This is a genomic window from Streptomyces sp. NRRL S-31, from assembly GCF_000718775.1.
In the GTDB taxonomy this organism is placed as follows: Bacteria; Actinomycetota; Actinomycetes; order Streptomycetales; family Streptomycetaceae; genus Streptomyces.
In genome coordinates this window covers 32,077-58,164 of record NZ_JOCB01000076.1, presented here as the reverse complement: position 1 = coordinate 58,164, position 26,088 = coordinate 32,077, and the positions used below count along the sequence as shown (strand labels likewise).

19 protein-coding genes and 1 pseudogene are annotated in these 26,088 nt (G+C 73.3%); 16 read left to right on the top strand and 4 right to left on the bottom strand.

From position 1 onward, the window contains the following. Positions 1–3: 3 nt before the first annotated feature. Positions 4–1,215 (bottom strand): M4 family metallopeptidase, encoded by a 1,212-nt coding sequence (locus IF37_RS0126880; RefSeq protein ID WP_030747755.1) that lies wholly within the window; start codon positions 1,213–1,215, stop codon positions 4–6. A gap of 509 nt (positions 1,216–1,724) precedes the next feature. Here IF37_RS0126880 and IF37_RS0126875 point away from each other — a divergent pair. Both IF37_RS0126875 and IF37_RS0126870 read left to right on the top strand, forming a co-directional pair. Next, positions 1,725–3,164: a sodium:solute symporter gene (locus IF37_RS0126875; RefSeq protein ID WP_030747752.1), complete on the top strand. Its 1,440-nt coding sequence runs from the start codon at positions 1,725–1,727 to the stop codon at positions 3,162–3,164. 202 nt (positions 3,165–3,366) lie between these two features. After that, complete coding sequence (locus tag IF37_RS0126870) at positions 3,367–4,536, top strand: anhydro-N-acetylmuramic acid kinase (protein ID WP_030747749.1); 1,170 nt, start codon at positions 3,367–3,369, stop codon at positions 4,534–4,536. 129 nt (positions 4,537–4,665) lie between these two features. Here the strand turns inward: IF37_RS0126870 and IF37_RS45970 are convergent. Continuing rightward, positions 4,666–5,046 (bottom strand): annotated as a pseudogene (locus tag IF37_RS45970) (hypothetical protein); the annotation flags it as partial. Between the two features lie 215 nt (positions 5,047–5,261). Here IF37_RS45970 and IF37_RS0126855 point away from each other — a divergent pair. The 5 genes from IF37_RS0126855 (at position 5,262) to IF37_RS0126835 (ending at position 12,007) form a co-directional block, all read left to right on the top strand. Next, positions 5,262–5,837, top strand: a complete 576-nt coding sequence (locus IF37_RS0126855; RefSeq protein ID WP_030747743.1) for a hypothetical protein — start codon at positions 5,262–5,264, stop codon at positions 5,835–5,837. Between the two features lie 188 nt (positions 5,838–6,025). Then, positions 6,026–7,255, top strand: coding sequence for a cytochrome P450 (locus IF37_RS0126850; RefSeq protein ID WP_030747740.1), 1,230 nt, complete (start codon positions 6,026–6,028; stop codon positions 7,253–7,255). A gap of 146 nt (positions 7,256–7,401) precedes the next feature. Next, positions 7,402–7,611, top strand: coding sequence for a hypothetical protein (locus tag IF37_RS0126845; protein WP_030747737.1), 210 nt, complete (start codon positions 7,402–7,404; stop codon positions 7,609–7,611). A gap of 207 nt (positions 7,612–7,818) precedes the next feature. After that, positions 7,819–8,790, top strand: a complete 972-nt coding sequence (locus IF37_RS0126840; RefSeq protein WP_079165893.1) for a dienelactone hydrolase family protein — start codon at positions 7,819–7,821, stop codon at positions 8,788–8,790. Between the two features lie 94 nt (positions 8,791–8,884). Beyond that, a complete protein-coding gene (locus tag IF37_RS0126835) occupies positions 8,885–12,007 on the top strand; it encodes a LuxR C-terminal-related transcriptional regulator (RefSeq protein WP_173456988.1) in 3,123 nt (1,040 codons plus the stop codon). A 66-nt stretch (positions 12,008–12,073) separates the two neighbouring features. Here the strand turns inward: IF37_RS0126835 and IF37_RS0126830 are convergent, their stop codons facing one another. Beyond that, positions 12,074–13,432: an alkaline phosphatase gene (locus IF37_RS0126830; protein WP_030747728.1), complete on the bottom strand. Its 1,359-nt coding sequence runs from the start codon at positions 13,430–13,432 to the stop codon at positions 12,074–12,076. A gap of 327 nt (positions 13,433–13,759) precedes the next feature. On the opposite strand from IF37_RS0126830, the gene IF37_RS0126825 reads away from it, so the two are divergent. The 8 genes from IF37_RS0126825 (at position 13,760) to IF37_RS0126790 (ending at position 23,405) form a co-directional block, all read left to right on the top strand. Next, complete coding sequence (locus tag IF37_RS0126825; RefSeq protein WP_030747725.1) at positions 13,760–15,070, top strand: helix-turn-helix domain-containing protein; 1,311 nt, start codon at positions 13,760–13,762, stop codon at positions 15,068–15,070. 12 nt (positions 15,071–15,082) lie between these two features. After that, positions 15,083–15,838 (top strand): toll/interleukin-1 receptor domain-containing protein, encoded by a 756-nt coding sequence (locus tag IF37_RS0126820; protein ID WP_030747722.1) that lies wholly within the window; start codon positions 15,083–15,085, stop codon positions 15,836–15,838. Further along, positions 15,835–17,829, top strand: coding sequence for a hypothetical protein (locus IF37_RS0126815; protein WP_052845385.1), 1,995 nt, complete (start codon positions 15,835–15,837; stop codon positions 17,827–17,829). Before IF37_RS0126820 ends, IF37_RS0126815 begins: the two co-directional genes overlap by 4 nt. Then, positions 17,826–18,917, top strand: coding sequence for a hypothetical protein (locus tag IF37_RS45270; RefSeq protein ID WP_063886413.1), 1,092 nt, complete (start codon positions 17,826–17,828; stop codon positions 18,915–18,917). The genes IF37_RS0126815 and IF37_RS45270 overlap by 4 nt, the downstream gene beginning before the upstream one ends. 9 nt (positions 18,918–18,926) lie before the next feature. After that, positions 18,927–19,376, top strand: coding sequence for a hypothetical protein (locus tag IF37_RS0126805; protein WP_030747709.1), 450 nt, complete (start codon positions 18,927–18,929; stop codon positions 19,374–19,376). 240 nt (positions 19,377–19,616) lie between these two features. Next, on the top strand, positions 19,617–20,057 hold the full coding sequence (locus IF37_RS0126800; RefSeq protein ID WP_030747708.1) for a pyridoxamine 5'-phosphate oxidase family protein: 441 nt from the start codon (positions 19,617–19,619) through the stop codon (positions 20,055–20,057). Between the two features lie 145 nt (positions 20,058–20,202). After that, entirely contained in the window at positions 20,203–22,587 is a 2,385-nt protein-coding gene (locus IF37_RS0126795; RefSeq protein WP_030747707.1) for a phosphoketolase, read from the top strand. 122 nt (positions 22,588–22,709) lie between these two features. After that, the gene (locus IF37_RS0126790; protein ID WP_030747706.1) at positions 22,710–23,405 is read left to right on the top strand and encodes a response regulator transcription factor; all 696 of its coding nucleotides are present in this window, start codon (positions 22,710–22,712) and stop codon (positions 23,403–23,405) included. A 39-nt stretch (positions 23,406–23,444) separates the two neighbouring features. Here the strand turns inward: IF37_RS0126790 and IF37_RS0126785 are convergent, their stop codons facing one another. After that, positions 23,445–23,903 (bottom strand): pyridoxamine 5'-phosphate oxidase family protein, encoded by a 459-nt coding sequence (locus IF37_RS0126785; RefSeq protein ID WP_079165892.1) that lies wholly within the window; start codon positions 23,901–23,903, stop codon positions 23,445–23,447. Between the two features lie 323 nt (positions 23,904–24,226). Between IF37_RS0126785 and IF37_RS0126780 the strand changes: the two genes are divergently transcribed. Beyond that, entirely contained in the window at positions 24,227–25,972 is a 1,746-nt protein-coding gene (locus IF37_RS0126780) for a GAF domain-containing sensor histidine kinase (RefSeq protein WP_030747701.1), read from the top strand. The last annotated feature ends 116 nt before the right edge of the window (positions 25,973–26,088 follow it).

The window sequence follows — 26,088 nt, the reverse complement described above, 5'->3', positions numbered from 1 at the left end:
CGATCACTTGCCCGCCTTCAGCCCGGTCACGTCCGCGGACAACTCCTTGAGCTGGGCGGCCAGTGTCCCGATCTGCCGGGTCAGCGCCGCGAGGCCGTCCTCCCGGCCCGCGCCGTTGCCCCGGCCCGCCGAGAGGCTGCGCGCCCGGGCGACACCGGCCGGGACCCCGCTGATCTGGATGCCCACCTCCTGCCACGCGGCCAGCACGGCCAGTTGCTCGGCACTCTCGGCGCCGTAGAGCTCGTCGGCCTTCTGGTACGTGGTGTCGGCGAACTCCTGGAAGTTGGTCTCGGCGCTGGACGCCTTGAGCGACTCGTACCAGATGAGTCCGGCGGCCTCCCAGGCGAACCCGCCGATGCGCTTGGCCGTCAGGTAGAACGCCTTGTTCGGGATGCCGGAGTTGATGTGCACCCCGCCGGAGTCCCCCAGTTCGGTGTTGGGCAGGTTGACGTACCTGCTCATGTGGTCGGGCTGCGGGTCCTTGCCGAACTGGGAGTTGTCGTAGGCCTCGCCCGGAGCCTTCAGCGAGCGCAGGGCGTCGGCTTCGATCCCCGGCGTGAAGACGTCCGCCCCGATCAGCCAGTCCGCCGTCTCGGCCGTCTGGTTCAGCGACCACTGCTTGACCAGCGACCCGAACACGTCGGAGATCGACTCGTTCAGGGCGCCGGGCTGGTCGTGGTAGGCGAGCCCCGCGGTGAACTCGGTGACGGCATGGGTCAGCTCGTGCCCGATCACGTCGAGCGCCGCGGTGAAGTCGGTGAACATCCTTCCGTCGCCGTCACCGAAGACCATCCGCCGTCCGTCCCAGAACGCGTTGTTGTAGTCCATGTCGTAGTGGACGTACCCGTCCAGGCGCATCCCCCGGTCGTCGAGCGAGTCGCGCTGGAACACCTTCGTGTAGAAGTCGCGCGTCGTCCCGAGTCCGTCGAACGCCCGGTTGACGGACACGTTCCCGGACACCGCCCCCTCCTCCGAGCGGGCCAGCTCGGCGGAGGCCAGGGACCTGCTCTGCCGGCAGTCGAAGACCGTCCGCCTGCCGCCGCCGGCGGCCGCGGCGCCGATGAAGGACGAGCGGACCGTTCGTTCACCCCGCAACCGTGTCGTGGTCAGCAGGGTGTGGAGGGCGGCCTTGCGCACCTCGCTGTCGTCGTTCGTCAAGAGCTTGTCGAGCAGGTGCGGGGGGATGATGCAGTTGAGACGACCGGTCCGGCTCATGGGACACCTCCGCTGTCAGAGGAGTGAGGGTGGATTCGGCGGTCGGTTGATCGCGTGTTCGCGCGATCGCGGGCTCGTGCGCGCGCCCGGGCGGGTCACGGTTCTCCGGGACCCGTCGCAGTCACGGGCGTACCCTCTCCCGCGTCCCGCCCCCAGGGGTCGGCGGCGACGCCCGTCAGGGCAGGGCGGTGCGGGGGGAAGAGCGAAGGGTCCGCCACGAGGACGGCGGAGCGAGAAGCGTCGGCGCCTGCCGGCCCCGTTCTCCGTGGCAGGCCACGCTGATACCCACAGTTTCCCGCAGGCCGCCAGGGCTGGCAAACGCAACCCGAGCCACGCCCGCACCGGTGCGGCGCCCCCCGCGCCGGTCGCCAACTCGCCCTCGTCCCACCCGCCGTGGGACCTCGCCGAGCCGGGTTGTTGACGCCCGGAGCATCTGAAACTACTTTTCAGTCAATGCGTGGGAGTGCGAAGGAAACTTTCAGCAGCGAGGCGAGCCGTCAGGAGTGAGCGTGCGCCAACTCGACCTGGTGGTGGTCGTCGTCTATCTCGTGGCGATCGCCGTGATCGGACTGCGCGGCGCCTACAGCGGGCAGGGCTTCGGCAACGTCGAACTGGCCCTCGGCTACGTCATCGGACGCGTCGTCGTCGCCACCGTCCTCATCCCGCTGTACAAACGCGGCGGCTTCGTGAGCGCCTACCAGTACCTGGGCAGCAGGTTCGGACCGAAGACGCAGGGGCTCGCCTCGGTGACCTTCGTCTTCACCCGGCTGCTCGCCGAGGGCGTCCGGCTGTTCGCCTCCGCCATCCCGATCAAACTGCTGCTCGACGAGTTCGGAGTGCACGCGAGCTACCGCGTCATCATCATCGCGCTCACCGTGATCACCGTCGTCTACACCTACCTCGGCGGCATCAAGGCGGTCATCTGGACCGACGCCATCCAGATGGGCCTGTACCTCGGCGGCGCCCTCCTCGCCATCGCCGTGCTCGCCGGCCGCGTCGGCGGCACGGGCTTCCAGCGCGCCCTGCACGCGGGCCAGTTCCGGCTCTTCGACACCGACTTCGGCCTCACGCACATCCTCACCAGCCCGTTCGCCCTCCCCACCGCGATCATCGGCGGCGCCATCTTCGCGATGGCCAGCCACGGCTCCGACCAGCTGATCGTCCAGCGTGTGCTGGCCACCCGCTCGCTGCGCGACGGCCAGAAAGCCATGATCGCCTCGGGTGTCTTCGTCACCCTCCAGTTCGCCGCGTTCTCCCTCGTCGGCGCGCTGCTGTGGTCCTACAACCGGGGCAAGAGCTTCAAGGAACTCGGTCTGACCAGCTCCGACAACCTCTACCCCGACTTCATCCTGCACGGACTGCCCGTGGTGATCTCCGGCCTGCTCGTGGCCGGCATCCTCGGCGCGGCGATGGGCTCGCTGTCCTCGGCGCTGAACTCCATGTCGAACTCCACGGTCGCCGACATCATCCACAGCTTCTTCCGCGCCGCGCCCACGGAGGAGTTCCTGCTCAGGCTCGCCCGGCTGATGACCCTGGTGTGGGCCGTGCTGATGGCCCTCTTCGCCTGCGCCTTCAGCACCAGCACCGGGAACGTCTACCTCACGGGACTGACCATCGCGGGTTACACCTACGGCGCGCTCCTCGGCGCCTTCCTGCTCGGGCGGATCGTCCGGCGCGCGAACGAGACCGACGCGGTCATCGCGTTCCTGGTGACGGTCGGCGTCATGACGTACGTCGTGCGCGGCGTCCGGATCGACGTGGACGTGGCCGGCACCACCGTGCCCACCGCGATCGCCGCGCAGTGGCTCGTCCCCCTCGGTGTGCTGATCACCCTCGCCGTGGGCGGTGTGACCAGCCTCTTCCACCGCGCGCCCGGGGATGCCCGGATGCCGGTGGCCGACGAGGGACCCGAACCGGACCGCGCGACGGCGACGGTCGCCCCGAAGTGACCGGCCGTCCGGCCACCCGGCGGACCCCGCACGGCCCCGCGCCCCTGAGAACGACGCCCCGTACCGTGCTACGCCCCTACCGCCAAGCCCCGTCTACCGCGCCCGGCCCCTCGGGAGGAGCCATGCACCAGCCGCAGCCGCAGCAGCAATCGCAGGCGCCGTCGACCCCGCCCGCCCGGCGGAACCCCTGCCAGGGGGCGCCGTGCGGGTGATCGGCCTGATGTCGGGCACGTCGTTCGACGCCGTCGAGGCCGCGGCGGCGGACCTCGCGCTGGAGGGCGACAGCCTGCTCCTGCGGCCCCTCGGGCACCTCTCCGTCCCCTATCCGGACGAGGTGCGGGACCTGATCGCCGCCGCCCTGCCGCCGGCCGCCACGACCACCCGGACCATCTGCGCCCTCGACACCGGCGTCGGCCAGGCCTTCGCCGGCACCGCCGTGCGCGCCCTGCGCGAACTGTGCGACGGCACCGCCGAGCTGGTGGTCTCGCACGGCCAGACCATGCACCACTGGGTCGAGGACGGCACGGTCCGCGGCACCCTCCAACTCGGCCAGCCCGCCTGGATCGCCGAGGCGACCGGGCTCCCGGTCGTCTCCGACCTGCGCAGCCGGGACGTCGCCGCGGGCGGCCAGGGCGCGCCCCTGGCCGCCATGACCGACGCCCTGCTGCTGTCCGGCCTGCCCGGCACCCCCGGCGCCCTGAACCTCGGCGGCATCGCCAACGTCACGGTCCTCGCGCCCGGCGCCGAGCCGCTGGCCTTCGACACCGGCCCCGCCAACGCGCTGCTGGACGCGGCCGTACGGCACTTCACCGAGGGCGTCGCCGACCACGACGAGGACGGGCGCGGGGCCGCCGCCGGCCGGGTCAGCCCCGAACTGCTGCGGGTCCTCCTGGCCGACGCCTACTACCGCAGGCCCGCCCCGAAGACCACGGGCAAGGAACACTTCCACCTGCCCTACCTGCTCGAAGCCCTCGGCGCCGGGCCGGTGCCGGACACCGCCGACGTCCTGGCCACCCTGACCCGGCTGACCGCCGTCACCGTGGCGGACGCCTGCCGCGCCCACGGCGTGACCCAGCTCGTCGTCTCCGGCGGCGGCGTCCGCAACCCGGTACTGATGCGCGTGCTCGCGGAGGAACTGCCCGGTGTGCCGCTGCGCCCCAGCGACGACCTGGGACTGCCGTCGGCCGCCAAGGAGGCCCTCGCCTTCGCCGTCCTCGGCTTCCTCACCGCCCACGGCCTGCCCGGGGCACTGCCCTCGGGCACCGGTGCCCGTCGGGCCGCGCTGCTCGGCAGCATCACCCCCGGCAGGTCGCCGCTGCGCCTGCCCGACCCCGCCGCCCGGCCGCCACGCCTGCTGCGCGTCACGCGCTGACACGCCACGGCCGCGGCGGCGTCACCGGCCCGCGCCGTCCCGTACAGCGGCCAGGCCGTCGAGCACGCCGACGCAGGCGGTGCCGTCCGGGCCCGGCGTGATCGGCGCCCGGTCGTCGTCGTAGCCCATGCCGGTGCTGCGGTCGTAGGTCTGCCGCCACATCACGGCGGGGTGCCGTCGGGCGCCGCGGTGAACTCGTGCAGCGCGTGGTCGGCGACGACGGACACCCCGAGGTGACCGGATCGCAGGTGCCGCTGGGGTGGAGGCTGGTCCGGGTGGCGCAGTCGTGGGGGACCTGCTCGCCCGGGTCCCGGTCGTCGGTGACGGTGAACTTCCGGGCGCCGTCCGGCTCCTGCCGGTGGGCGAGACGGACGATGTGCTGACGGGAGTCCGCGAGCACCAGGCGGTCCTCGTCGTCGAGGCACGAGTACGCCCCGCCCGGTCGAAGGTGACGCCGGCGCACTCCCCGCCCGGCGGCGCCATCCGCTCGCTGTCGACCCGCGGGCGTTGCCGAGCGGACACCGCCAGGGCCAGGGTGAAGGCCGGGGCACGGCTGGGCGTTCTCGCGATGACGGGCGGCACCCGGAGGACCGCCCGACCGGCCGGGGCGCTCCGGACGCCCTGGACGCGTCGGCCGAGCGCCCGGCCGTGACCGGCGTACAACCATCCGTCGAACCCGTGTGTCCTATATCACAGCAGTACGACACCTGACCAAGGGGGACATCATGCGACGAACAGGGGCGGCACTGGCGGCGCTCGTGCTGGCGGGAGCCGGGCTGGGGACGGCGGCGACCGCCGCGAACGCCGCGCCGGCGGCCACGCCGGGCACCACGGCCTGTCCGACCGGCTGGGGCAGCGGGGACAAGGGCGGAGCCACATCGGGAGCCGTGCCGCTGGCGAACGTCAGGACCGGCCGGCACGACTGCTTCGACCGCATGGTCTTCGACGTGCCCGGCGGCGACACCGTCGGCTACTCCGTCCGGTACGTCGACCGGCTCGAGCAGATCGCGACCGGCGACCACATCCCGGTGGGCGGCGGCGCCGTCCTCGACATCCGCGTCGGGGCGCCCGGGTACGACCCGGAGACCGGCTCGCCCACGTACCCCGGGCAGGTCGGCCGCACCCTTCCGGGTGTGGACGTCAGCGGGTACCGCACCTTCCGGGACACCCGCTTCGCCGGGAGCTTCGAGGGGGAGACCCAGATCGGTCTCGGCGTCCGCGCCCGCCTGCCGTTCCGGGTGTTCCGACTGTCCGGCCAAGTGGTGGTCGACGTGGCCCACACCTGGACGGGCAGCCGCTGACCGAACGCGCAGGCCACGCGGCGACCGGGGCGCGGCGCGCGGCGGCCGGCGACCGGCGGGAGTGGCCGGTGCGAGGGGCGGGGGCGGGGCGGAGGAGCGCCTGGCGTTGCCGGGACGGGCATTCCGGGTACAAGTCGAGAGACCTGACCAACGGGGCATCGGTGGCCCAAGTCGGCCCGGGAGGCGCGATGAGTCAGCAACCGGTCCTTCTCCCATACTCCGATCCGGCCTTCCTGGCGGACCCCTTCCCGCTCTACCGGCGGCTGCGCGAGGACGGCCCGGTCAGGCGCGCGGTACTCGCCGGCGGGCTGGACGCCTGGCTGATCACACGCCACGAGGACGGACTCGCCGCCCTGTCCGACCCCAGACTCGGCAGCGACGTCCGCGACGCCTCGGACCCCCGCCTCATCGCGCAGCTGCCCGCGTTCGAGCGCGCCTCGATGACGAGCACCATGCTGCGCTGCGACCCGCCCGACCACACCCGGCTGCGCCGCCTGGTGTCGAAGGCGTTCACCGCGCGCCGGGTCGCCGCGCTGGGCCCCCGCGTCCAGGACATCGCCGACCGGCTGCTCGACGCGGTGGTACCGGCCGGCCGCGCCGAACTCGTGGCGGACTTCGCGCTGCCGTTGCCCGTCACCGTCATCGGCGAACTCCTCGGCGTCCCGGCGGACGACCGAAACGACTTCCAGCGCTGGACCGACGCCATGCTGGTACGCGGCGAGACGATGCCGGACCCGGCCGTGGTCGACGAGGCGTGGCGGCGGATGCACGGCTATGTCACGGAACACCTCGAGGCCAAGCGGGCCCGGCCGGGCGACGACCTCCTCAGCGCGCTGATCAGCGCCCACGACGAGGAGCAGCGGCTGACCGGGGACGAGCTGATCGCGATGACCTTCCTGCTCCTGGTGGCCGGCTACATCACGACGGTCAACCTGATCGGCAGCGGCATCGCCGCGCTCCTCACCCACCCCGACCAGCTGGCCCTGCTGCGGGACCACCCCGAGGCACTGCCCGACGCGGTCGAGGAGTTCCTCCGCTACGACGGCCCGGTGAGCCCGGGCATCGCCCGCTTCGCCCGCGAGGACATCGAGATCGCCGGTGTGACCATCCCGCGCGGGGCGACCGTGGTGGTGGCGTCCGCGATCGCGGGCCGGGACCCGGCGCGGTTCACCGACCCCGACCGGCTGGACATCACCCGCCGGGACAACGGCCACCTGGCCTTCGGGCACGGCATCCACTACTGCCTGGGCGCGCCGCTCGCCCGGCTGGAGGGCCGGATCGCCATCGGCACGGTGCTGCGCCGCCTCCCGGACCTGGCCCTGGCGGTGCCGCCGGGCGAGCTGCGCTGGCGGCCCGGCGGCCTGCGCGGCCCACTGCGGCTGCCCGTGACGTTCGGACCCGCGGGGCGGACGGCCTGAGCACGCGGGTGTGCTGCGTCGGCCGGACGGCCTGAAACACGCGGTCTGCTCCGCCGGCCGGACCACCTGAACCCGAGGGTGCGCTCCGCGGGCGCCGAGCGGTGACCCGCCGTGCGCTCACGGGGCCGCTCAGCGACGCTGGTCCCATGACCCCGAGTGTCGTCGTGTACGAGCCCGCCGAGGACGGCGGCCGGCGTGTCCGCCTCGGTGACCGCTTCCTCGGCATGGCCTACACGCTGCTCGACGTCGCGGAATTCCTGCGCGGGGCCGGCCTGTCCGGGATGGAGCCCGACGAGGTGGCGGGCGCGGACTGGGTGCGGTGGCGGGGCGGCGGACCCGAGGTGTGGCGTCCGTAGCCGCCCGTCCGGCCACTTCGCGCACGAGAGGCGGCATCAGGGCGCTGGTGTGTCACGAGACCGGTGATATTGCCGGTCCGGTGGCGCGGCCCGGCACCGACAGTGGCACTGCCAACCCCCCCTGGCGGTGCCACGGGGCCGTCGTACGCTCGCGCGTGCCGACGGCTCCGAACGCACGGCCCGCCGCGACCGAGAGGACGACTCGTCGTGCAGCACCCGCGTACCAGCGCCGGCACCAGCGTCAGCAGCAGTACCAGCACCCGTACCAGCACCACGGCACCGGCCCACCGTCCGCGCCCGACCCGCCCGGCCGGAAGGCTCGCGGCCCTCGCCGCGGCGGTCACCGCCGTCGTCGGCCTGACCACGCTCGGCGGACCGGCGGCCCACGGCGCCGACAACCCCTACGAACGCGGTCCGGCGCCGACCGAGTCCAGCATCGAGGCGCTCCGCGGCCCGTACGCCGTCTCGGAGACGACCGTCTCCCGGCTCTCCGTGACCGGCTTCGGCGGGGGCACCATCTACTACCCGACCAGCACCGCCGACGGCACCTTCGGCGCCGTGGCAGTCTCTCCCGGCTACACCGGCACCCAGTCCTCCATCTCCTGGCTCGGCCCGCGCCTGGCGTCCCAGGGCTTCGTGGTCTTCACCATCGACACGCTCACCACGCTGGACCAGCCCGACTCCCGGGGGAACCAGCTGCTCGCCGCGCTCGACTACCTCACCCGGACCAGTTCCGTCCGTGGTCGCGTGGACGCCGGCCGCCTCGGCGTCATGGGCCACTCGATGGGCGGCGGCGGCTCCCTGGAGGCCGCCAAGTCCCGGCCCTCGCTCCAGGCGGCGATCCCGCTGACCCCCTGGAACCTCGACAAGACCTGGCCCGAGGTCAAGACGCCCACCCTGATCTTCGGAGCCGACGGCGACACGATCGCCCCCGTCGCCACCCACGCCGAGCCGTTCTACGCCACGCTCCCGGCCTCCCTCGACCGGGCGTACCTGGAGCTGAACGGCGCCACCCACTTCACGCCGAACACCTCGAACACCACGATCGCGAAGTACAGCATCTCGTGGCTGAAGCGCTTCGTCGACGACGACACCCGCTACGAGCAGTTCCTGTGCCCGCTGCCGCGACCGAGCCTGACCATCGAGGAGTACCGGGGCAACTGCCCGCACACGTCCTGACGGTCCGTCCGTGCCCGCGCGCTCGCCCCGCGTACACACGGGCGTGCGGGCACACGGCTTCCGCACTTCCTGACGCGTCGTTAAGGTTTCGGGAATGAGCGGACGGACGACTCCGGGACCCGCCGTACCGCGGGGCCGGCCGGGCCTGGTCGCGTCGCTGGTGGAGCGGCTGCGCGAGGGCGGGGCACACGTCGTCACCGGGGAACCGGGCGGCGGTCGCTCCACCGTCCTCGCCCAGGTCGCCGACGCCTTCGACGCCGGACCCGTCGTGGCCGTACCCGCGCCTCCCGAGCGTCCGGGGCAGCCGCCCACCGGGCTGCGGGCGCTGTGCCGGGCGGCCGGGGTCGCCGCCGACCGCGCCGACGGCCCGGTGCGCGAACTCGTCGGCGCGCTGAGGGCGACCGCCGCGCCCGGCACCGTCCTGCTCTGCGCCGACGACGCCGACCTCTGGGACACCGCCTCCCGGGCCGCCCTCGGCCGGCTGGCCGCGCGGCTCCCGGCCGGCGGCGGGGTCGCCCTCGTGCTCACCGTCGCCGGACACCGGCCCGTGGCCCCGGAGTTCGCCGGCCTGCCGCTGCTGCGCCTGGACCCGCTGTCCACGCCGGACGCCACCGCCCTGCTGGACGCCGCCGCGCCGGGGACGCTCGACCCGCGGGTACGCGACGACCTCGCCGCCGCCGCGGAAGGCAACCCCGGACTGCTGCTCAGGCTGTCGCAGCGCCTGACTCCGGCCCAGCTCGCCGGTGTCGCCCCCCTGCCGCGACCGCTGGCCGACGCGGAGACCCTCACCGCGCTGGCGGGCCGGCACCTGACCGAGTTGCCCGCGCGGGATCGCGACACGCTGCTCGTGACCGCCGCGGCCGTGCGTGCCGCGGGGGAGCCGACCGTCGCGGCCGACGTCGTACGACGCGCGGCGGCGGAGCTGGCCGGGGACGTGGCGCACCCCGGACCGACGGAGCCGGCGAGGGACGCCGAGGGCGGCGCGGCGTGTCCCGACGCGCCGACCGTGGCACGGCCGGCCCGGGACATGACGTACGGACCGGGCGGCGGCTCGACGGCGACCGCACGGCTCGCCCGGGACGTGGCGCATCCCACCGCGCTCCCGGAACCGCCCACCGGCGACGGCCGGACCGTGTGCCGCCGCGACCCCGGTCCGTACGGCAGCGGCGACGGCCGGCCCCCTGCGGGGGACGCCGGGCTGCCGGACCCGCTCCACGCCTCCGAGGGCCGGGTCGGCTTCCGCAGCACGCTGCTGCGCCGCACGGTGTATGCCGCTGCGCCGGCCGAGCGACGCCGCGCCGCCCACGCCGCACTGGCCCGCGCGCTGCCCGACGGCCCCGGCCTCCCGGCGCTGCTGCACCGCTCCTGGGCCGCCCCCGCCCCGTCGCTCGCGGCCGACCTCACGGCCGCCGCCGCGGACCCGGCCACGGCGTACCCGCCCGAGCTGCGCTGTACGGCCCACACCCGCGCCGCCGAACTCGTCCCGGACGGTGCCGAGCGCGCCCGGTCGTACACGGCCGCCGCCGAACAGGCGCTGCTGGCCGGCCAGTCCGCCCGGGCACTGCGGCTGCTCGACACGGGCCGCTGCCGATCGGCACCCGCGGCGGTACGCGCGCGTGCCGAACTGCTGCGCGGGACCGTGCTGCGCCGGGACGGCCCGGTCGACGACGCCCGCGAGACCCTGCTGCTCGCCGCCGCGTTGTCCGCCCCGCACGACCCCGAACTGTCCGCCCGGGCGGCCCTCGCCGCCGCGGACGCCGCCTGGTCGGCGGGCGACCTGGCGGCGTGCCACCGAGCCCTGGCACCGGGGCGCCGGTGCGCGGGCGCGCACCGGGTGGGCACCGCCCCCGGCGCGAACTTCGCGGGCCAGCCGCCCAGGATTCCCGCGCAGTCCGCCAGACGGCGCACGCTCGCCTGGGGGACCGGCGTCGACGCGGCCCTGCGCGACCACCGCACGGGCATGCAAGCGGTCCTCCAGGGCCGCTTCGACCGGGCCGGGGCACCCCTGCGGCGGGTCGTGGACCGGGCCTGGACGGCGGACGACCCCGAAGAACTGCTGCGGGCGGCCTCGGCGGCCCTGCTGCTCGGCGACACCGCCGCTGCCCGCCGGGCCGGCGCACGGGCGCTCGCGGTGGCCCGCACGGACGGGTCCGCCGGGTACGAGGCGCGGGCCCTGGAGTACCTGGCCTACGGCGAACTGCGGGCCGGCCGGCACGCGCTGGCCCGCGCACACGCCGAGGAGGGACTGCGCAGCGCGTACCGCACCGGGCAGCGCAACACGGCCGCCCACCACCACGCCGTACTGGCCCTGGCGGCGTCGATCGCCGGTGAGGCGCACACCGTCGCCGAGCACGTGACGGCGGCGATGGCCACCGCCCGGCGACACGGGCTGGCCCAGGCCGCCGCGCTGGCCCAGTGGGCGACGGCCCGCGCCGAACTGGGACACGGCCGTCCCCGCGAGGCCGCCGAACGGCTGGGACCGCTGGTACGGCCCGGCCCGGGGCGCGGCCACTTCGCCGTCTGGCTGCTCGCCGTACCGTGTTACGTGGAGGCGTGCGCGCTCGCCCGGCAGCCGGAGGGGGCCGGGGCCGCCGTCGAGGACTTCGCGCGCTGGACGGCGTGCGGCGCCGACCCCCAGGCCCCGGCCCAACTGCTGCGCTGCCGCGCCCTGCTGGCACCGCCGGAGGCCGCCGACCCGCTGTACCGGCAGGCGCTGTGGCGGCACGCGGCAGCCACCGGTGACTTCGAACGGGCCCGCACCGAACTGCTCTACGGCAAGTGGCTGCGCCGGCGCCGACGGCTGCGCGAGGCGCGCACGCATCTGCGGGCCGCGCTGCTGGGGTTCGAGCGCTGCGGCGCCGGCCCGTGGGCCCAGCAGGCGGCGGCGGAACTCCGGGCGAACGGGGTGACCGGAACGGGCGCCGTACCGGGACCGGACGGTCCGGACGGGCGGCGCGGACCGAGCGGACCGGGCGGTGCCGTGGGCGGTGGCGGGGTGCCGCCGGACGGACTCGGCCGGCTGACCCCGCAGCAGTTGCGCATCGCCCGCCGCGTCGCCCAGGGACTCACCAACCGGGAGGTGGCCCTGAGCCTGTCGGTCAGCACCCGCACCGTCGACTACCACCTGCGCAACGTCTTCGCCGCCCTCGGTGTCCGCTCCCGGATGGAACTGGCCCGCCTGGTGCAGCAGGCCGGTGGCGGCTTCGGCCCGGCCTGAGCGGCACACGGGCGGGAGGGGAAGGGAGGAGACCGGCGGCCCGGCCTCCCCCCTCGGTCACCGCGCTCACTTCAGGCGCAGCGCCTCCCGGACGGTGGTGAACAGGTCGGTCTGGTTGGTGACACCGAGCACGCGGTAGGCCAGCGGGCCCTGCGCGGCGATGCGGACCTCGGTGCCGGTGTGCTCCTGGGACTGGCCCGGAGTGTTGGTCGAGTAGTTGACCTTCAGCCGCTGGCCCTCGTTGGTCACCAGGGTGGAGGACAGGCCGGGCGGGGTGGCCTCCAGCGGGACGATCTGGCTGCTGTGGCCGTGGTCCGCGGTGGTGACGACGAGCGTGTCCGGGTGCTTGGCCGCGTAGTCGCGGGCGACCTTCACGGCGCGGTCGAAGGCGGCGGTCTCACCGATCTGACCGCAGGGGTCGGCGGCGTGGTCCTGCTTGTCGATGGAGGCGCCCTCGATCTGGAGGAAGAAGCCCTTCTTCGAGTGCTTCTGCTTGGCCTCCAGCAGCTGGATCGCCTTGGTGGCGGAGTCCGCCAGGCTCGGCGTCCCGGACGGACGGGCCGGGTTGGAGGTGACGCAGCGCTGCGCGTCCGTGCCGCCCACGGCGGCCGGCTTGCCGGTCCACTCCACCGGCACGTTGCCGGGGGCGAACAGGCCCAGCACGGGCTTGCCCGCCTTCGCGCCCTTCATCGAGGCGCTGTCGGTGACGACCTGGTAGCCGAGCTTCTTCGCCTGCTCCGTGACGGTGAGACCCTTGTACCGGCCGTCGGTGACCTTCTGGTCGAAGCGCTGCTTGCCGCCACCGAAGAGGACGTCGACCTTGTGGTTGACGGACTGCTCGGCGATCGACCCCGGACCGCCCGCCGCGATCGCGTCCTTGGAACACTTGGCCATGTCGGCCGGCCCCTGGCAGGAGCGGTCGGTGACGTGCGAGGCGAGCACGGCCGGGGTGGCGTCGGTCAGCTCGGCGGTGGTGACGCTGCCGGTGGCGTAACCGTTCCTCTGGGCCAGCTCCAGGATCGTACGGACGGCCTTGTCGGAGCCCGGCGTCTTGGAGATGCGGCCGTTGACCGTCTTCACACCGGTCGCCCAGCCGGAGCCGCTGGCGGCGGAGTCGGTGACGTAGTCGGGCGTGCCGTCCGCGTGCACGGAGTACGTGGTGTACGCGCCGGTCAGCGGGAACCTGTCCATGTTCAGGCGGCCGTTCGCCCCGACGGTGTAGTCGCGGGCGAGCGTGATCTCCGAGTCGCCCATGCCGTCACCGATGAGCAGGATGACGTTCTTCGCCTTGCCGCCCTGGATGGCGTTCTCGGCCTGCTGCCTGGTGTCGGTCGCACCGGCGCCGCTGGTGAAGGCGACGACGGCGGTGGTGGAGGCCAGCAGAGCGGTGGCGACGGTGAGGTGACGGCGGGACGGTCTGTGCATGTGAACGACTCCTTGAGGCGTCCCCGACGGGACGGACGGTCAACGGGCCACAGCCCATCACCCGCCCATGAATCACCGGGAAACCCCTGGTGGGGCATGGGTTTCCGGTGCATGGCACACGAACGTCCCCGACCACGACCAGGTCCCCGCCACGCGTCGAGCCCCGGGTTCCCTGACCGGCGCAAGGGGGCTTTCGCGCATGCCGCTTCCCGCCGTCGGAGATGGAAACGGGAAACAGCATCGATCGCCTTGTCCGTCCGGGACGGATTGCCGCACTCTTTCGTGCAGCACCACCCCGGCCTGGACGGAGGGGCTTTGGAGGTTCCCGTGCCACAGCCGTCCACCACGTTCGGCGAGGAGCTGAGGAAACGGCGTCTGGAGGCCGGACTGAGCCTGACGGCCTTGTCCGGCGCCGTGCACTACAGCAAGGCCCAGTTGAGCAAGGTCGAGCGAGGGATCAAGGCACCCGGCCGTGACCTCGTCCGACTGTGCGACGCCGCCCTCGGTGCCGACGGAGCACTGATCACGCTGGCCGACCAGGCCGCTCCCGAAGTTCCCGCAGCACCAGCACCAGCACCAGCATCAGCACCAGACCACATCGACGAGGAGGACTGGATCATGCAGTTGTCGCCGGACGGTCCGAATCGGTTCCATTCCATGGGCCGGCGGGAGGTGATGGGCGCCGGCGTCGCCTCGCTGATGACCTGGCGACCGGGCCGCACCGGACCGGCCTCCCCGGCGTCGGGTGCGGGCATGGTGGAAGCCTCCCGCTCGCTGTTCACGCACTACCGGAGACTCGGCCAGACCGTGGAACCCGGTCTGCTCCTGCCCGTCCTGATCGCGCAGACGCACACCCTGCGGGAACTGTCCGCCCAGACCGACGCCGACACCCGACGCCAGTTGCTGGCGCTCGGCTCCCGGTACGCGGAGTACGTGGGGTGGCTGGTGCAGGAGACCGGTGACGATCGTGCGGCACTCTGGTGGACGCAGCGCGCGGTCGACCTGGCGGCGGCCGGTGGCGACCAGGCACTGGCCGGCTATGCGCTGGTCCGCAGGGCCCTGGTCACCTTGTACCGTGATGACGCCCAGCAGACCGTCGCCCTCGCCCGGCGCGCGCAGAGCAGCACGCTGCCACCACGGATCCGCGGGCTGGCCGCACAACGGGAAGCACAAGGGCACGCACTCGCGGGCGACCTCCACGCCTGTCTCCATGCCCTGGAGCGCGCTCGTACGCTCCTCGCCCGGCAGGACGACGGCCCCGACGAACCGGTGATCGGCACCATGCACCTTCCCGACCCGGTCGGCATGGTCACCGGCTGGTGCCTGGTCGACCTCGGCCGGCCTCGCGAAGCGAGCGAGGAACTCGATCGGCAACTCGCCCTGGTCGGCCCGGACGCGGTCCGTACCCAGGTGCGGTACGGGGTACGCCGGGCCCTGGCCTACGCGTCGGCCGGCGAGATCGACCACGCGTGCGCGCTGACGGCACCCCTGCTCGACGGCGTGGCGGCCGTGCGCTCAGCGACCGTCACGACCGATCTGCGGCGTCTCGCCCGGGCCTTGGCCCGGCACGCGGACAGCCCTTCCGTACGCCGGCTCGCGCCGCGACTCGGCACCTTATCTCGCTTGCCCACTTCCTGAGGGGATCTCACCATGACCGAAGTCTTCATCAACTACCGCACGGGCGATGGGGAGAAGACCGCCGCCCTGATCGACCGCGAGCTGTCGCGCCGCTTCGGCCCGGAGCACGTCTTCCGCGCGTCGAAGTCCATCGCCCCGGGCGAGACCTACCGCGACCGCCTGCTGACCGGGGTGCGCCGCAGTTCCCTTCTCCTGGCCGTCGTGGGGCCGGACTGGACCAACTTCCGAGCGAAGCTCAACGACCCGGAGGACTGGGTGCGCAAGGAGATCGAGGAGGCGTTCACATGCGGGGTTCCGGTCGTCCCCATCCTGGACGGACGGAAGACGAACCGGCTGAGCGGGGCTGATCTGCCGCCGGCACTGGCGCGGCTCGCCGACCTCCAGTCCGTCCCGTTCGACGTCCATGACAACGACACCGGGCTCAGGCGCATCGGCGATCTGGTGGCCGAGATGGTTCCCGGACTCTGCGACGGGACCCGGACCGACGAGACACCGCCCGCTCCCGGCACGGTGACCAACACCGTCCGAGACGTGAGCGGAACGGCGGTGCAGAGCCGTGACTTCACCGGTGACGTCGGCGGGACCGTCGTGAAGGACTCCCAGGGCCCCGTCCACACGGGAAGCGGCAGCATCTACCAGAACTCCCGCCATGTGTCGGGCGACCGGCACTTCTCCGGTGACGGGATGACCTACTTCGAGGGCGACAACCACGGCGGTGTACGGCACCGGTTCGGTGGGTCGGACCGACGCGAGGACGACAGCCGGTGAACCAGCCGGGCAGTACACGAATCGAGAGTTCCCAGAACGTCATCCACACCGGTCCCGGTCACATCTTTGTCAACGACACCCAGGCGCAGGAATCCGACAAGCCGACCTTCCGGCGCTTCGCCGAGGACCAACTCATTTGGCTGCGGCAGGTACTGGTCGCCCCCGGAGGCATGGGCAAGGCCCGGGCCACGCTCGCCGGCACCGGCACCGTCATCCTGGACGGCGCCCCGGGCAGCGGTCGTACCTCCGCGGCCCGCGTACTCCTGCGCGAAAGCCGCCGGGACAGCGGCGTCTTCCACGAGCTGCTGCCCGGAGAGGAGGACGAACCGGCCCTCCACGACCCTGCTCTGGTCGGGCCCGACGACCAGTTGCTGCTGGACCTGTCCGCCGCCGACGACCACCAGTGGTCCGTGATCCGCACCGACCTCCCCGCGCTCCGCACGGCGGTACACGACAAACGCGCCCACCTTGTCGTCATCATGCCGCGCGGTGCGACCCTGGACCCCGGCCTCCAGTACTACCGGGTCGAGATCCGGCGACCGGACGCCCTGGAGGTCTTCAGACGACACCTCCGCGTGCACGGCCTGCCGTACGAGCAGTACGTGCGGCCCGACGCCACCGTCGACGAGTTCATGCGCGAGGACAGGCCGATGCGGGAGATCGCGGACTTCGCCGATCTGGTGCGCCGCGCTCGCGAGACCGCTCGGCCGGACGAAGGGTTCGCGCAGTGGTGCGCGACAGCCAGGGAGGCACGGAACGACCGGCGGAGGGAGGTCGCCCTGTTCGTCGCCGGAAGGCGCGAGGCTCCCCAACGGGCGTTGCTGCTCACCGCCTCCCTGCTCCACGGGGCGCACGCCGACGTCATCCACCGCGCGGCCCAGTTGCTGCTGCGCACCTTCCGCTCGCCGTCGGACGGGGTTCCGCCGCTCGAGCACAAGGACCTCGCCGAGCGGCTCGAGGAGATCTCAGCCGATGCCGGGCCGGACGGACACGTGCGCTTCAGACAACTGGACTTCGACTCCGCCGTCTGCGCCCACTTCTGGGACCACCTGCCCGACCTGCGGCCCCACCTCGGCGCGTGGGTCGCGAGCGTCGTGGACCTGAACGACCCGCACGTCACCCCTGCCGTGCGTGACGGTCTGGTGGCGCGTCTGGCCCGTCAGTACCTGCGCACCGGGCGCGGGGACGGTCTGGCGTCCCTCGCCGAAGGGTGGAGCGCCGCGGCCGCGAGCAGAGCGCGGCTGGAAGCCGCTGTCCAGGCGCTCGCCTGTGGCCTCGATGATCCGGCGCACGGCAGCGAGTTCCGCGCACGTGTCTACCAGTGGTGTGCCTATCGTCAGCTCAGAGGGGAGTTCGCACAGGTACTCGTCCGGATCTGCGCCGACGTTCTCGCGGCCAGCCACCCGGACCAGGCCCTGCTGAGGCTGTACTACCTGGCCCGCCGTGAACGTGGCACGACACGCGCCCTGGAGGCGTTGCAGGGTCTGGTGGCCGACAGCCGCCGGCTGCGCCGGAGGCTGCTCGACCGCCTGGCACGATCCGACCTCTCCCCGGCCGACCTCGACATCTTCCTGAGAGTCTGCGATCCGGAGCCGCTGACGGACTCCTCCGGCACCGCACGCGCACTGGTGGAGGAGAACGAGGTACGGCAGTCGTTGATCACCTGCTGGCACGCGGTGCTGGCCGAACGACCGCGAGCGACGTGGCGGCCGTACGCGCAGCGCTGGCTCCACCGGGCGGCGGACGGCGCCGGACACCGCGGTGAGCTGCTGCTCGACCTCCTCGTCAGCGCGGCCGGGCGGTGCGAGGGAAGGCGGGGCGAGGCATTCGCCGCGCTGTACGCGAGCGCCCGCGAAGCCGAGCGCACCGCGCCGGGAGATCCCGCGCGTTCCGCCGCGACCACCGAACTGCTACTCCACAAGATCAGCGTGGCTCAGGGCCCCGGCCCTGCCGCCCCGCCGCCGGCATCAGCCAGGGGGACTCGAGCGTGACGACCGGGCGAAAGACGACAACCCTCTTCCTCACCGTCCTCAGCGGCCTGCTGCTGACCATCCTCGGCCTGACACAGCGGTGGCCCACATGGACCTGGCTGGTGCTGGCCGCGCTGCTGCTCGTCGTCCCGGCGGCGGCCTGCCACATCGCCGCACGCCGCCGCGGTTCCGTACCCGTCAGCTTCGAGGAGCAATGGACGGCGACTCCCGTGGAACGCACGGAGCACCATGTCAGCCGAGTGGCGCTGCCCAGCAACCGGGACGACTACAGTTTCGTCTTCTCGGCGACCGTACGGTGGTACCTCATCGAATCACCCGGGAACGATCCCGTCCTCAACCCGGCGGGACTCGCCGTCGAGGCAGTCCTGAGGCGCGCCCGGGCCATCACCGAGAAGCGGGAGCCGGACCGCGCCTCGTACGTCCAGCACGAACTCGGTGGCGTCCTCAGCCGTATGTGCCCGGACCCCACCGGGAGCCTCCAGGCCATGGCGGAGAACATCAGCCTCACCTTGCTGGACCAGGATCAGGAACGCCTGGACCGGCTCGCCGACGTACGCAAGGACAAAGCGGTCTGGGAGCACCAGCGCAAGTACGAGCAGAGCAAGCGCGAGTACCTGGGCGAGGACGTGCTGAAGGACACCGGCAGCGCCGTGGTCTGGTGGCTCGCCAAGAACGACGAGCACGTGGAGAAGACGGTGGCGGACCTGGCCCTGCTCGCACAGCTCACGTCCGCCGCCAATGACACCGACATCCCCGAGCGACTGCTGGACCTCGTGTCACAGCGGCCCGGCGAGCCGATCGCTGCGGACGGCCCGGAGGACGCCCCGGACGCCGTTCCGCGGGAACGGACGGCAGTGGACCACCTCTCGGCCCTGTTCGACGCCATGGGCTTCACGGAGGGAGACGACCGGCGGGCAATGCTGGCCAGACAGATCTCCGACCTCCTCATGAAGCAGAACCGACATGAGACGGCCGAGGATCTGCTGCGGCACTTCGACCCTCCGGTGACCCCGACGCCCGACGACGGTGAGGATCCGTATGTCCGGACCGCCACGCACGACGCGCCGGCCGGATCCCCGCTCGTCTAGGAGGAGACGATGGACAGTGAGCTGGCCGCTCTCGCGGCGTCGGGAGCAACCACACTGGTGTCCCTCATGGCCACCGACTCCTGGACACACGCCCGGGAACTCGTCGGACGGTTCTTGGCACGCACCGGTTCGGACACCACCGCGATCGCCGACCTGGACGACGCGAGGAGCCGGCTGCTCGACGACGACACCGGGGCGGACGAGCAGGTGATCACCGACGTCAGAACGCACTGGCAGGTCCGCCTACGGCGACACGTCGAAGCGGGGTCGGCCACGGACGGCGAATTGCGCGCACTGGTGGCGTCCTTCCAGCGGCTGGCGGCTGCACCGGTGACGAGCCGTGACACCGTGCACAACGACATCCACGGCGGTGTCCAGCACGGCCCCGTCATCCAGGCGGGCCGCATCACGGGGCTCACCTTGCACGTCAACCGGCCCCCGGCCTCCGACCAGGGCTGAGCAGGGCCGCCCCGGGAGCCGTGGTGCCGGTCGGCCGCGACCAGGGCTCGGCGCTCCGTCCCGGTGGCGTACGAGCGGTCGCGTGACCGCCCGGTCGCCCAGCCGCCGTCGGCGTCCGGGCGACCGGGGACCCGGCAGGGTCGCTTTCCGGTCGGTCAGGGACCCGTGGCCCTCGTTCCGTGCCGGGGTCCGGCCCACGATGGAGCCGTACCGCTGCCCCAGGCGAAAGACGGACTGGCCATGTATCCCAACGACGGTTTCCGCGAACTCGGCCGCGACGAGTGCCTCCGTCTGCTGGCGACCGTGCCGGTCGGCCGTATCGTCCACACGCGGGACGCCCTGCCCGCGGTGCTTCCGGTCAACTTCCGCCTGGACGCGGACGGCGCGGTGCTGCTGCGCACCTCGGCCGCCTCCGAACTGGTCCGCGCGGTCGACGGGTCGGTGGTCGCCTTCGAGGTGGACGACGTGGACACGGCCAGGAACGCGGGGTGGAGCGTCGTCGTCACCGGCCGGGCGGCGGTCGTCACCGACCCCGGCGAGCGGCGGCGGCTGGCCCGGACCGGCCCGCGCTCCTGGGTGCCGTCCCCCCAGGAGGTGTTCGTACGCATCCATCCGGAGCTGGTCACCGGGCGGGAGCTGGTGGGCGGGCGGACGCTGTACGGGGTGGACCTCACGCCCTGAGAGCGATCCGGTCACGGACGGTTCGGCCCGGCGGTTTGGGCCGAACGGTCCCTGTCGGACACCGGCCGGTCCGCCGGAAGGTGGGGGGTGTCGTGCCCCCAGCACGCGTCACCTCGATCGCCGCCCGAACCGGGAAGGACCACCGATGTCCCTGGACACGCAGCAGGCGCCCGCCGGACTCTCCGAACGCGAGCTCGCCGGCCTCGACGCCCACTGGCGCGCCGCGAACTACCTCGCCGTGGGTCAGATCTACCTCATGGCCAACCCCCTGCTGACCGAGCCGCTGCGGCCCGAGCACGTCAAACCGCGCCTGCTCGGCCACTGGGGCACCTCCCCGGGCCTCAACCTGGTCCACACCCATCTGAACCGCGTCGTCAAGGCCCGCCGGCTGGACGCCGTGTGCGTCTGGGGGCCCGGCCACGGCGGCCCGGCCGTGCTGGCGAACTCCTGGCTGGAGGGCTCGTACACCGAGACCTATCCGGACGTCACCCGGGACGCGACCGGCATGGCCCGGCTCTTCCGGCAGTTCTCGTTCCCCGGCGGGGTGCCCAGCCACGTCGCCCCCGAGACCCCGGGGTCGATCCACGAGGGCGGCGAACTCGGCTACGCCCTGTCCCACGCCTACGGCGCCGCCTTCGACAACCCCGGCCTGCTGGTCGCCTGCGTGATCGGCGACGGCGAGGCGGAGACCGGTCCGCTGGCCGCCTCCTGGCACTCCAACAAGTTCCTCGACCCGGTCCGCGACGGTGCCGTACTGCCGGTCCTGCACCTGAACGGTTACAAGATCGCCAACCCGACGGTCCTCTCCCGCCTGCCCGAAGAGGAACTGGACGCGCTCCTGCGGGGCTACGGCCACGAACCCGTCCACGTCAGCGGCGACGACCCGGCCACCGTCCACCGCGCGATGGCCGCGGCGATGGACACCGCCCTCGACCGCATCGCCGCCTTCCAGCGCGCCGCCCGCGAGGACGGCGCCACCGACCGGCCCCGCTGGCCGGTGATCGTGCTGCGCACCCCCAAGGGCTGGACCGGTCCCGCCGAGGTCGACGGGCTGCCGGTCGAGGGAACCTGGCGCGCCCACCAGGTACCGCTCGCCGCCGTCCGCGACAACCCCGAGCACCTGCGGCAACTGGAGCAGTGGATGCGCTCCTACCGGCCCGGGGAACTCTTCGACGAGCACGGCGCCCCGCGCGCGGACGTCCTGGCCTGTATCCCCGAAGGCACCCGCCGGCTCGGCTCCACGCCGCACGCCAACGGCGGACTCCTGCTGCGCGAACTGCCCCTGCCCCCGCTGGAACGCTACGCCGTGCCCGTCGACAAGCCCGGCGCCACCCTCCACGAACCGACCCGTGTCCTCGGCGACATGCTCCGCGACGTGATGGCCGCCACCGCCGACCGGCGCGACTTCCGCCTCGTCGGCCCCGACGAGACCGCCTCCAACCGGCTCCAGGCGGTCTACGAGGCCAGCGGCAAGGCGTGGCAGGCCGCCACCCTCCCGGTCGACGAACACCTCGACCCGCACGGCCGCGTGCTGGAGATCCTCTCCGAACACACCTGCCAAGGCTGGCTGGAGGGCTACCTCCTCACCGGCCGGCACGGGCTGTTCTCCTGCTACGAGGCGTTCGTGCACATCGTCGACTCGATGGTCAACCAGCACATCAAGTGGCTGCGCACCACCCGCCGCCTGCCCTGGCGCGCCCCCATCGCCTCCCTCAACTACCTGCTCACCTCACACGTGTGGCGGCAGGACCACAACGGCTTCTCCCACCAGGACCCCGGCTTCGTCGACCACGTGCTGAACAAGAGCCCGGAAGTCGTCCGCGTCTACCTGCCGCCGGACGCCAACACCCTGCTGTCGGTGGCCGACCACGCGCTGCGCAGCCGCGACTACGTCAACGTCGTCGTCGCCGGCAAACAGCCCTGCTTCGACTGGCTGTCGATGGAGGAGGCCAAGGTCCACTGCGCCCGAGGTGCCGGCATCTGGGACTGGGCCGGCACCGAGGACGGCACCCGCGAACCCGACGCGGTACTGGCCTGCGCCGGGGACGTCCCGACCCAGGAGGTGCTGGCCGCCGCCCAGCTGCTCCGCCGCCACCTGCCCGGACTGGCGGTACGGGTGGTCAACGTCGTCGACATCGCCCGGCTGCTGCCCGGCGAGGAACACCCGCACGGCATGAGCGACTTCGAGTACGACGGCCTGTTCACCGCGGACAAGCCGGTGATCTTCGCGTACCACGGCTATCCCTGGCTGATCCACCGCCTCGCCTACCGGCGGGCCGGCCACCGCCACCTGCACGTGCGCGGCTACAAGGAGATCGGCACCACGACCACGCCGTTCGACATGGTGGTCCGCAACGACCTGGACCGCTACCGCCTGGTCATGGACGTCATCGACCGCGTCCCCGGCCTCGCGGTGCGCGCCGCGGCCGTACGCCAGCGCATGGCGGACACCCGGCAGCGCCACCACGAGTGGATCCGCGAGCACGGCACGGACCTCCCCGAGGTGGCGGACTGGTCCTGGAACGGCTGACCGCGCGGACAGGCGCCCCGGACCGGGCCGATCGTCCCAACCAGGGCCGATCGGCCCTGGTCGGCGCGGCCGGAGGACGGGAGGATCGTCGGGGAGAACCGAACACGCGACAAGGAGCGACCATGGCGGAGCGCGAGCAGGCCGGCCCGGACGACCCGATCCGGGTCTTCCTCCTCGACGACCACGAGGTGGTACGGCGCGGGGTGCACGACCTGCTGGACGACGAACCGGACATCACGGTGGTCGGCGAGGCGGCCACCGTCGCCCAGGCCCTCGTCCGGGTCCCCGCCCTCCGCCCCGACGTCGCCGTCCTCGACGTCCGGCTCCCGGACGGCGACGGGGTGACCGTCTGCCGGGAGCTGCGCTCACACCTGCCCGAGCTGGCCTGTCTGATGCTGACCTCGTTCGACGACGAGGAGGCGCTGCTCGACTCGATCATGGCGGGCGCCTCCGGGTACGTCCTCAAGCAGATCCAGGGTTCGGACCTGGTCTCGGCCGTGCGCACGGTGGCCGGCGGGCAGTCGCTGCTGGACCCCAGCGCCACCACCAGGCTCATGGCCAGGCTGCGCGGCGGGCCGCGGCGGGAGGAGGCCGAGCCGGACGTCCTGCCCGGACTGACCGAGCGGGAGCGCGAGATCCTGGCCCTCATCGGCGAGGGCCTCACCAACCGGCAGATCGGTCAGCGGCTGTACCTGGCCGAGAAGACGGTGAAGAACCACATCTCCCGGCTGCTCGCCAAGCTCGGCGTCGAACGCCGCATCCAGGCCGCCGTCATCGCCACCCAGGCCCGGGACCGGCTGCGCGCCGACGGCCGCTGAGCACCGGGGGAGCGGTCCGGCCGGGGCGGTCCCGGCCGGTCACGTCCCCGTCAGCCGGCGGCCGCTGACCATGTCCGACGCGATCCGCACGAACACCCCGTCCCGCACGGGCATCCAGGAGTCGAGACCGCTGCCCGCGAGGCGTTCCCGCTCGGCCGGATCCGTCACGAGCGCGGCCCGGCCGGTGACGACGACGCTCCAGCCCGAGCGGGTCACCGCGTCGAACTCGTCCGCCTCGAAGGCGACGACGGCACCGTCGACCGCGCGCACCAGGTCCGAGCCGGCCGAGGTCCGCAGCACCACGGAGGAGTCCGCGTCCAGACGGAAGTTGACCGGCAGCACGGCCGGGAGCGCCCGCTCGGTGTACACGACGCGACCGACCGGGACCCCGCCCAGCAGCCGCAGGCACGCCGGCCTGTCCAGCGCGTGGAAGCCGCCATCGTGAAGCCCGTCGTGAAGCCCGTTGCGACGCCCGTTCTGAAGCCCGTTCTGAAGCACCAGGCAATCGTCCGCGCGGGTGGCCGGAAGGGGTAGGGCCGATCGGCCCTACCCGGGGCCCACGCCGGTCGCCGCCGCGTCCGTGCCCTCCGTACGCCGGTCGCCGCCCGCGTTCGTAGGCCGGTCGCCGACCGCGTCGGGACGCCGGTCGTCGCCCGCGTCCGTACGCCGGTCGCCGCCGCCGCGCCGCGCCGGGCGGGGCAGGCGCCGGGTGCCGGATGTACGCCGGCCCGCCGTGGCGTATCGTCCCCCTTGCCCGGTCCGCCACCGTGAATCCCGGGCGGGGCGGCCGTACGCAGGACCGGGGGCTGGGAGGAACGGCAGTGGGAGGCTCCGAGGGCGCCGGGGAGGCACGCCTCGTACGGTTGCCGCAGCTGAGGCTGGACGAGCTGCTGGAGGAGCTACAGGCTCGCCTGGACGCCGCCCGCGGCACCCAGAACAAGGTGCACAGCCTGTTGGAGGCGGTGCTCTCCGTCGGCCGCGAACTGGACCTGGAGCAGGTGCTGCGCGGCATCGTGGAGGCCGCCGCGGCCCTGGTCGACGCCGAGTACGCGGCCCTCGGTGTGATCGGCTCCGGCGGCAGACGGCTCTCGGCGTTCATCACGCACGGCATCGGCGAGCCGGAGATCGCCCGCATCGGCCCCTTCCCCGAGGGCCACGGCATCCTCGGCGAGCTGATCCGCCACCCCGAGCCGCTGCGGCTGGCAAAGCTCTCCGAGCACCCGGCGTCGTACGGCTTCCCGCCGAACCACCCGCCGATGAACACCTTCCTCGGCGTACCCATCCGGGTGCGCGACCAGGTCTTCGGCAACCTCTACCTGACCGAGAAGCGGGGCGGGCTCCGGTTCGACGAGGACGACGAGTCGGTGCTCGCCACGCTGGCCGTCGCGGCGGGCGTGGCGATCGACAACGCCCGCCTGTACGAGGAGTCCAGGCTGCGCGAGCGCTGGCTGCTGGCGAACGCGGAGATCAGCCGCTGCCTGATGTCCGGCGCCGACCAGCACGAGGTGCTGGCGCTGATCGCGGAGCGGGCCCGGGACATCAGCGGCTCCGCGCTCGCCGCCGTGGCCACTCCCGTCAAGGACACCGGCACCCTCGCGGTGGAGCTGGCCATCGGCCGGCAGGCCGACGCGCACCGGGGTCTGGTGCTGCCCGTCGAGGGCACCCTCACCGGCCGGGCGTTCGCCCTCGGCGCCCCTGTGACCAGCACCGACGTCTCGCACGACGACCGGGTCACGGCGGGCCCGCCACGGTTCGCCGGCCTCGGTCCGGCCGTCGCCGTCCCGATCGGCCGGGAGGACCGGGTCCGGGGCGTGGTCCTGCTGGCCCGCGAGACGGACGCCGGTGACTTCTCCGAGCCGGAGACCGAACTGCTGAAGGGGTTCGCCGCGCAGGCCGCCGTCGCCATGGAGCTGGCCGAGCGCCGGCGGGACGCCGAGCAGATCGCGCTCCTGGAGGACCGCGACCGCATCGCCCGGGACCTGCACGACCTGGCCATCCAGCGGCTCTTCGCCACCGGCATGACGCTCCAGAGCGCCGGCCGGTTCATCCAGCACGAGCAGGCGTCCGAGCGGGTGCGGCGGGCCGTGGACGACCTCGACGAGACCATCAAGATCATCCGATCGACCATCTTCGGCCTGCGCAGCCGTGACGACGACGAGGCACCCGGGCTGCGGGCCCGTGCGGTACGGGTGGCCGGCGAGGCGGCACCCGTACTGGGCTTCGCCCCCAGCCTCCGGATGGAGGGCCTGCTCGACACCCATGTGCCCCGGGAGACCGCCGACCACGTCGTGGCCGTCCTGTCCGAGTCCCTCGCCAACGTCGCCCGGCACGCGCACGCCGACCGCGCCGACGTGGTGCTGGAGACCGACGGGAAGGAAGTGCGGCTCACGGTCACCGACAACGGCGTCGGCATCCCGCCCGAGGGCCGCCGCAGCGGTCTGCGCAACATGGCGGAACGCGCCCGCGACCTCGGCGGCGACCTGGAACTCGGCCGCCCGCGCGACGGAGGCACCAGACTGGTCTGGCACGCGCCCCTGAGGGAGACGCCGACGCACCCGGAGGAGTAGCCGCCCGGTGTCGAACGGGGCCATGCCGGCTTGGCGCCCGGTGTCCTTCGCGGCTCTTGTCGGCCCGCCCGGTCCCACCAGGGCCGGTCGGCCCCGCGCGGGGACCTCGGGGCCCT

Coding starts and splice junctions, on each gene's coding strand:
- IF37_RS0126880 (WP_030747755.1), bottom strand. CDS start 1,215: ATGAGCCGGACCGGTCGTCTCAACTGCATCATCCCCCCGCACCTGCTC.
- IF37_RS0126855 (WP_030747743.1), top strand. CDS start 5,262: ATGCGACGAACAGGGGCGGCACTGGCGGCGCTCGTGCTGGCGGGAGCC.
- IF37_RS0126850 (WP_030747740.1), top strand. CDS start 6,026: ATGAGTCAGCAACCGGTCCTTCTCCCATACTCCGATCCGGCCTTCCTG.
- IF37_RS0126845 (WP_030747737.1), top strand. CDS start 7,402: ATGACCCCGAGTGTCGTCGTGTACGAGCCCGCCGAGGACGGCGGCCGG.
- IF37_RS0126835 (WP_173456988.1), top strand. CDS start 8,885: ATGAGCGGACGGACGACTCCGGGACCCGCCGTACCGCGGGGCCGGCCG.
- IF37_RS0126830 (WP_030747728.1), bottom strand. CDS start 13,432: ATGCACAGACCGTCCCGCCGTCACCTCACCGTCGCCACCGCTCTGCTG.
- IF37_RS0126820 (WP_030747722.1), top strand. CDS start 15,083: ATGACCGAAGTCTTCATCAACTACCGCACGGGCGATGGGGAGAAGACC.
- IF37_RS0126805 (WP_030747709.1), top strand. CDS start 18,927: ATGGACAGTGAGCTGGCCGCTCTCGCGGCGTCGGGAGCAACCACACTG.
- IF37_RS0126800 (WP_030747708.1), top strand. CDS start 19,617: ATGTATCCCAACGACGGTTTCCGCGAACTCGGCCGCGACGAGTGCCTC.
- IF37_RS0126795 (WP_030747707.1), top strand. CDS start 20,203: ATGTCCCTGGACACGCAGCAGGCGCCCGCCGGACTCTCCGAACGCGAG.
- IF37_RS0126790 (WP_030747706.1), top strand. CDS start 22,710: ATGGCGGAGCGCGAGCAGGCCGGCCCGGACGACCCGATCCGGGTCTTC.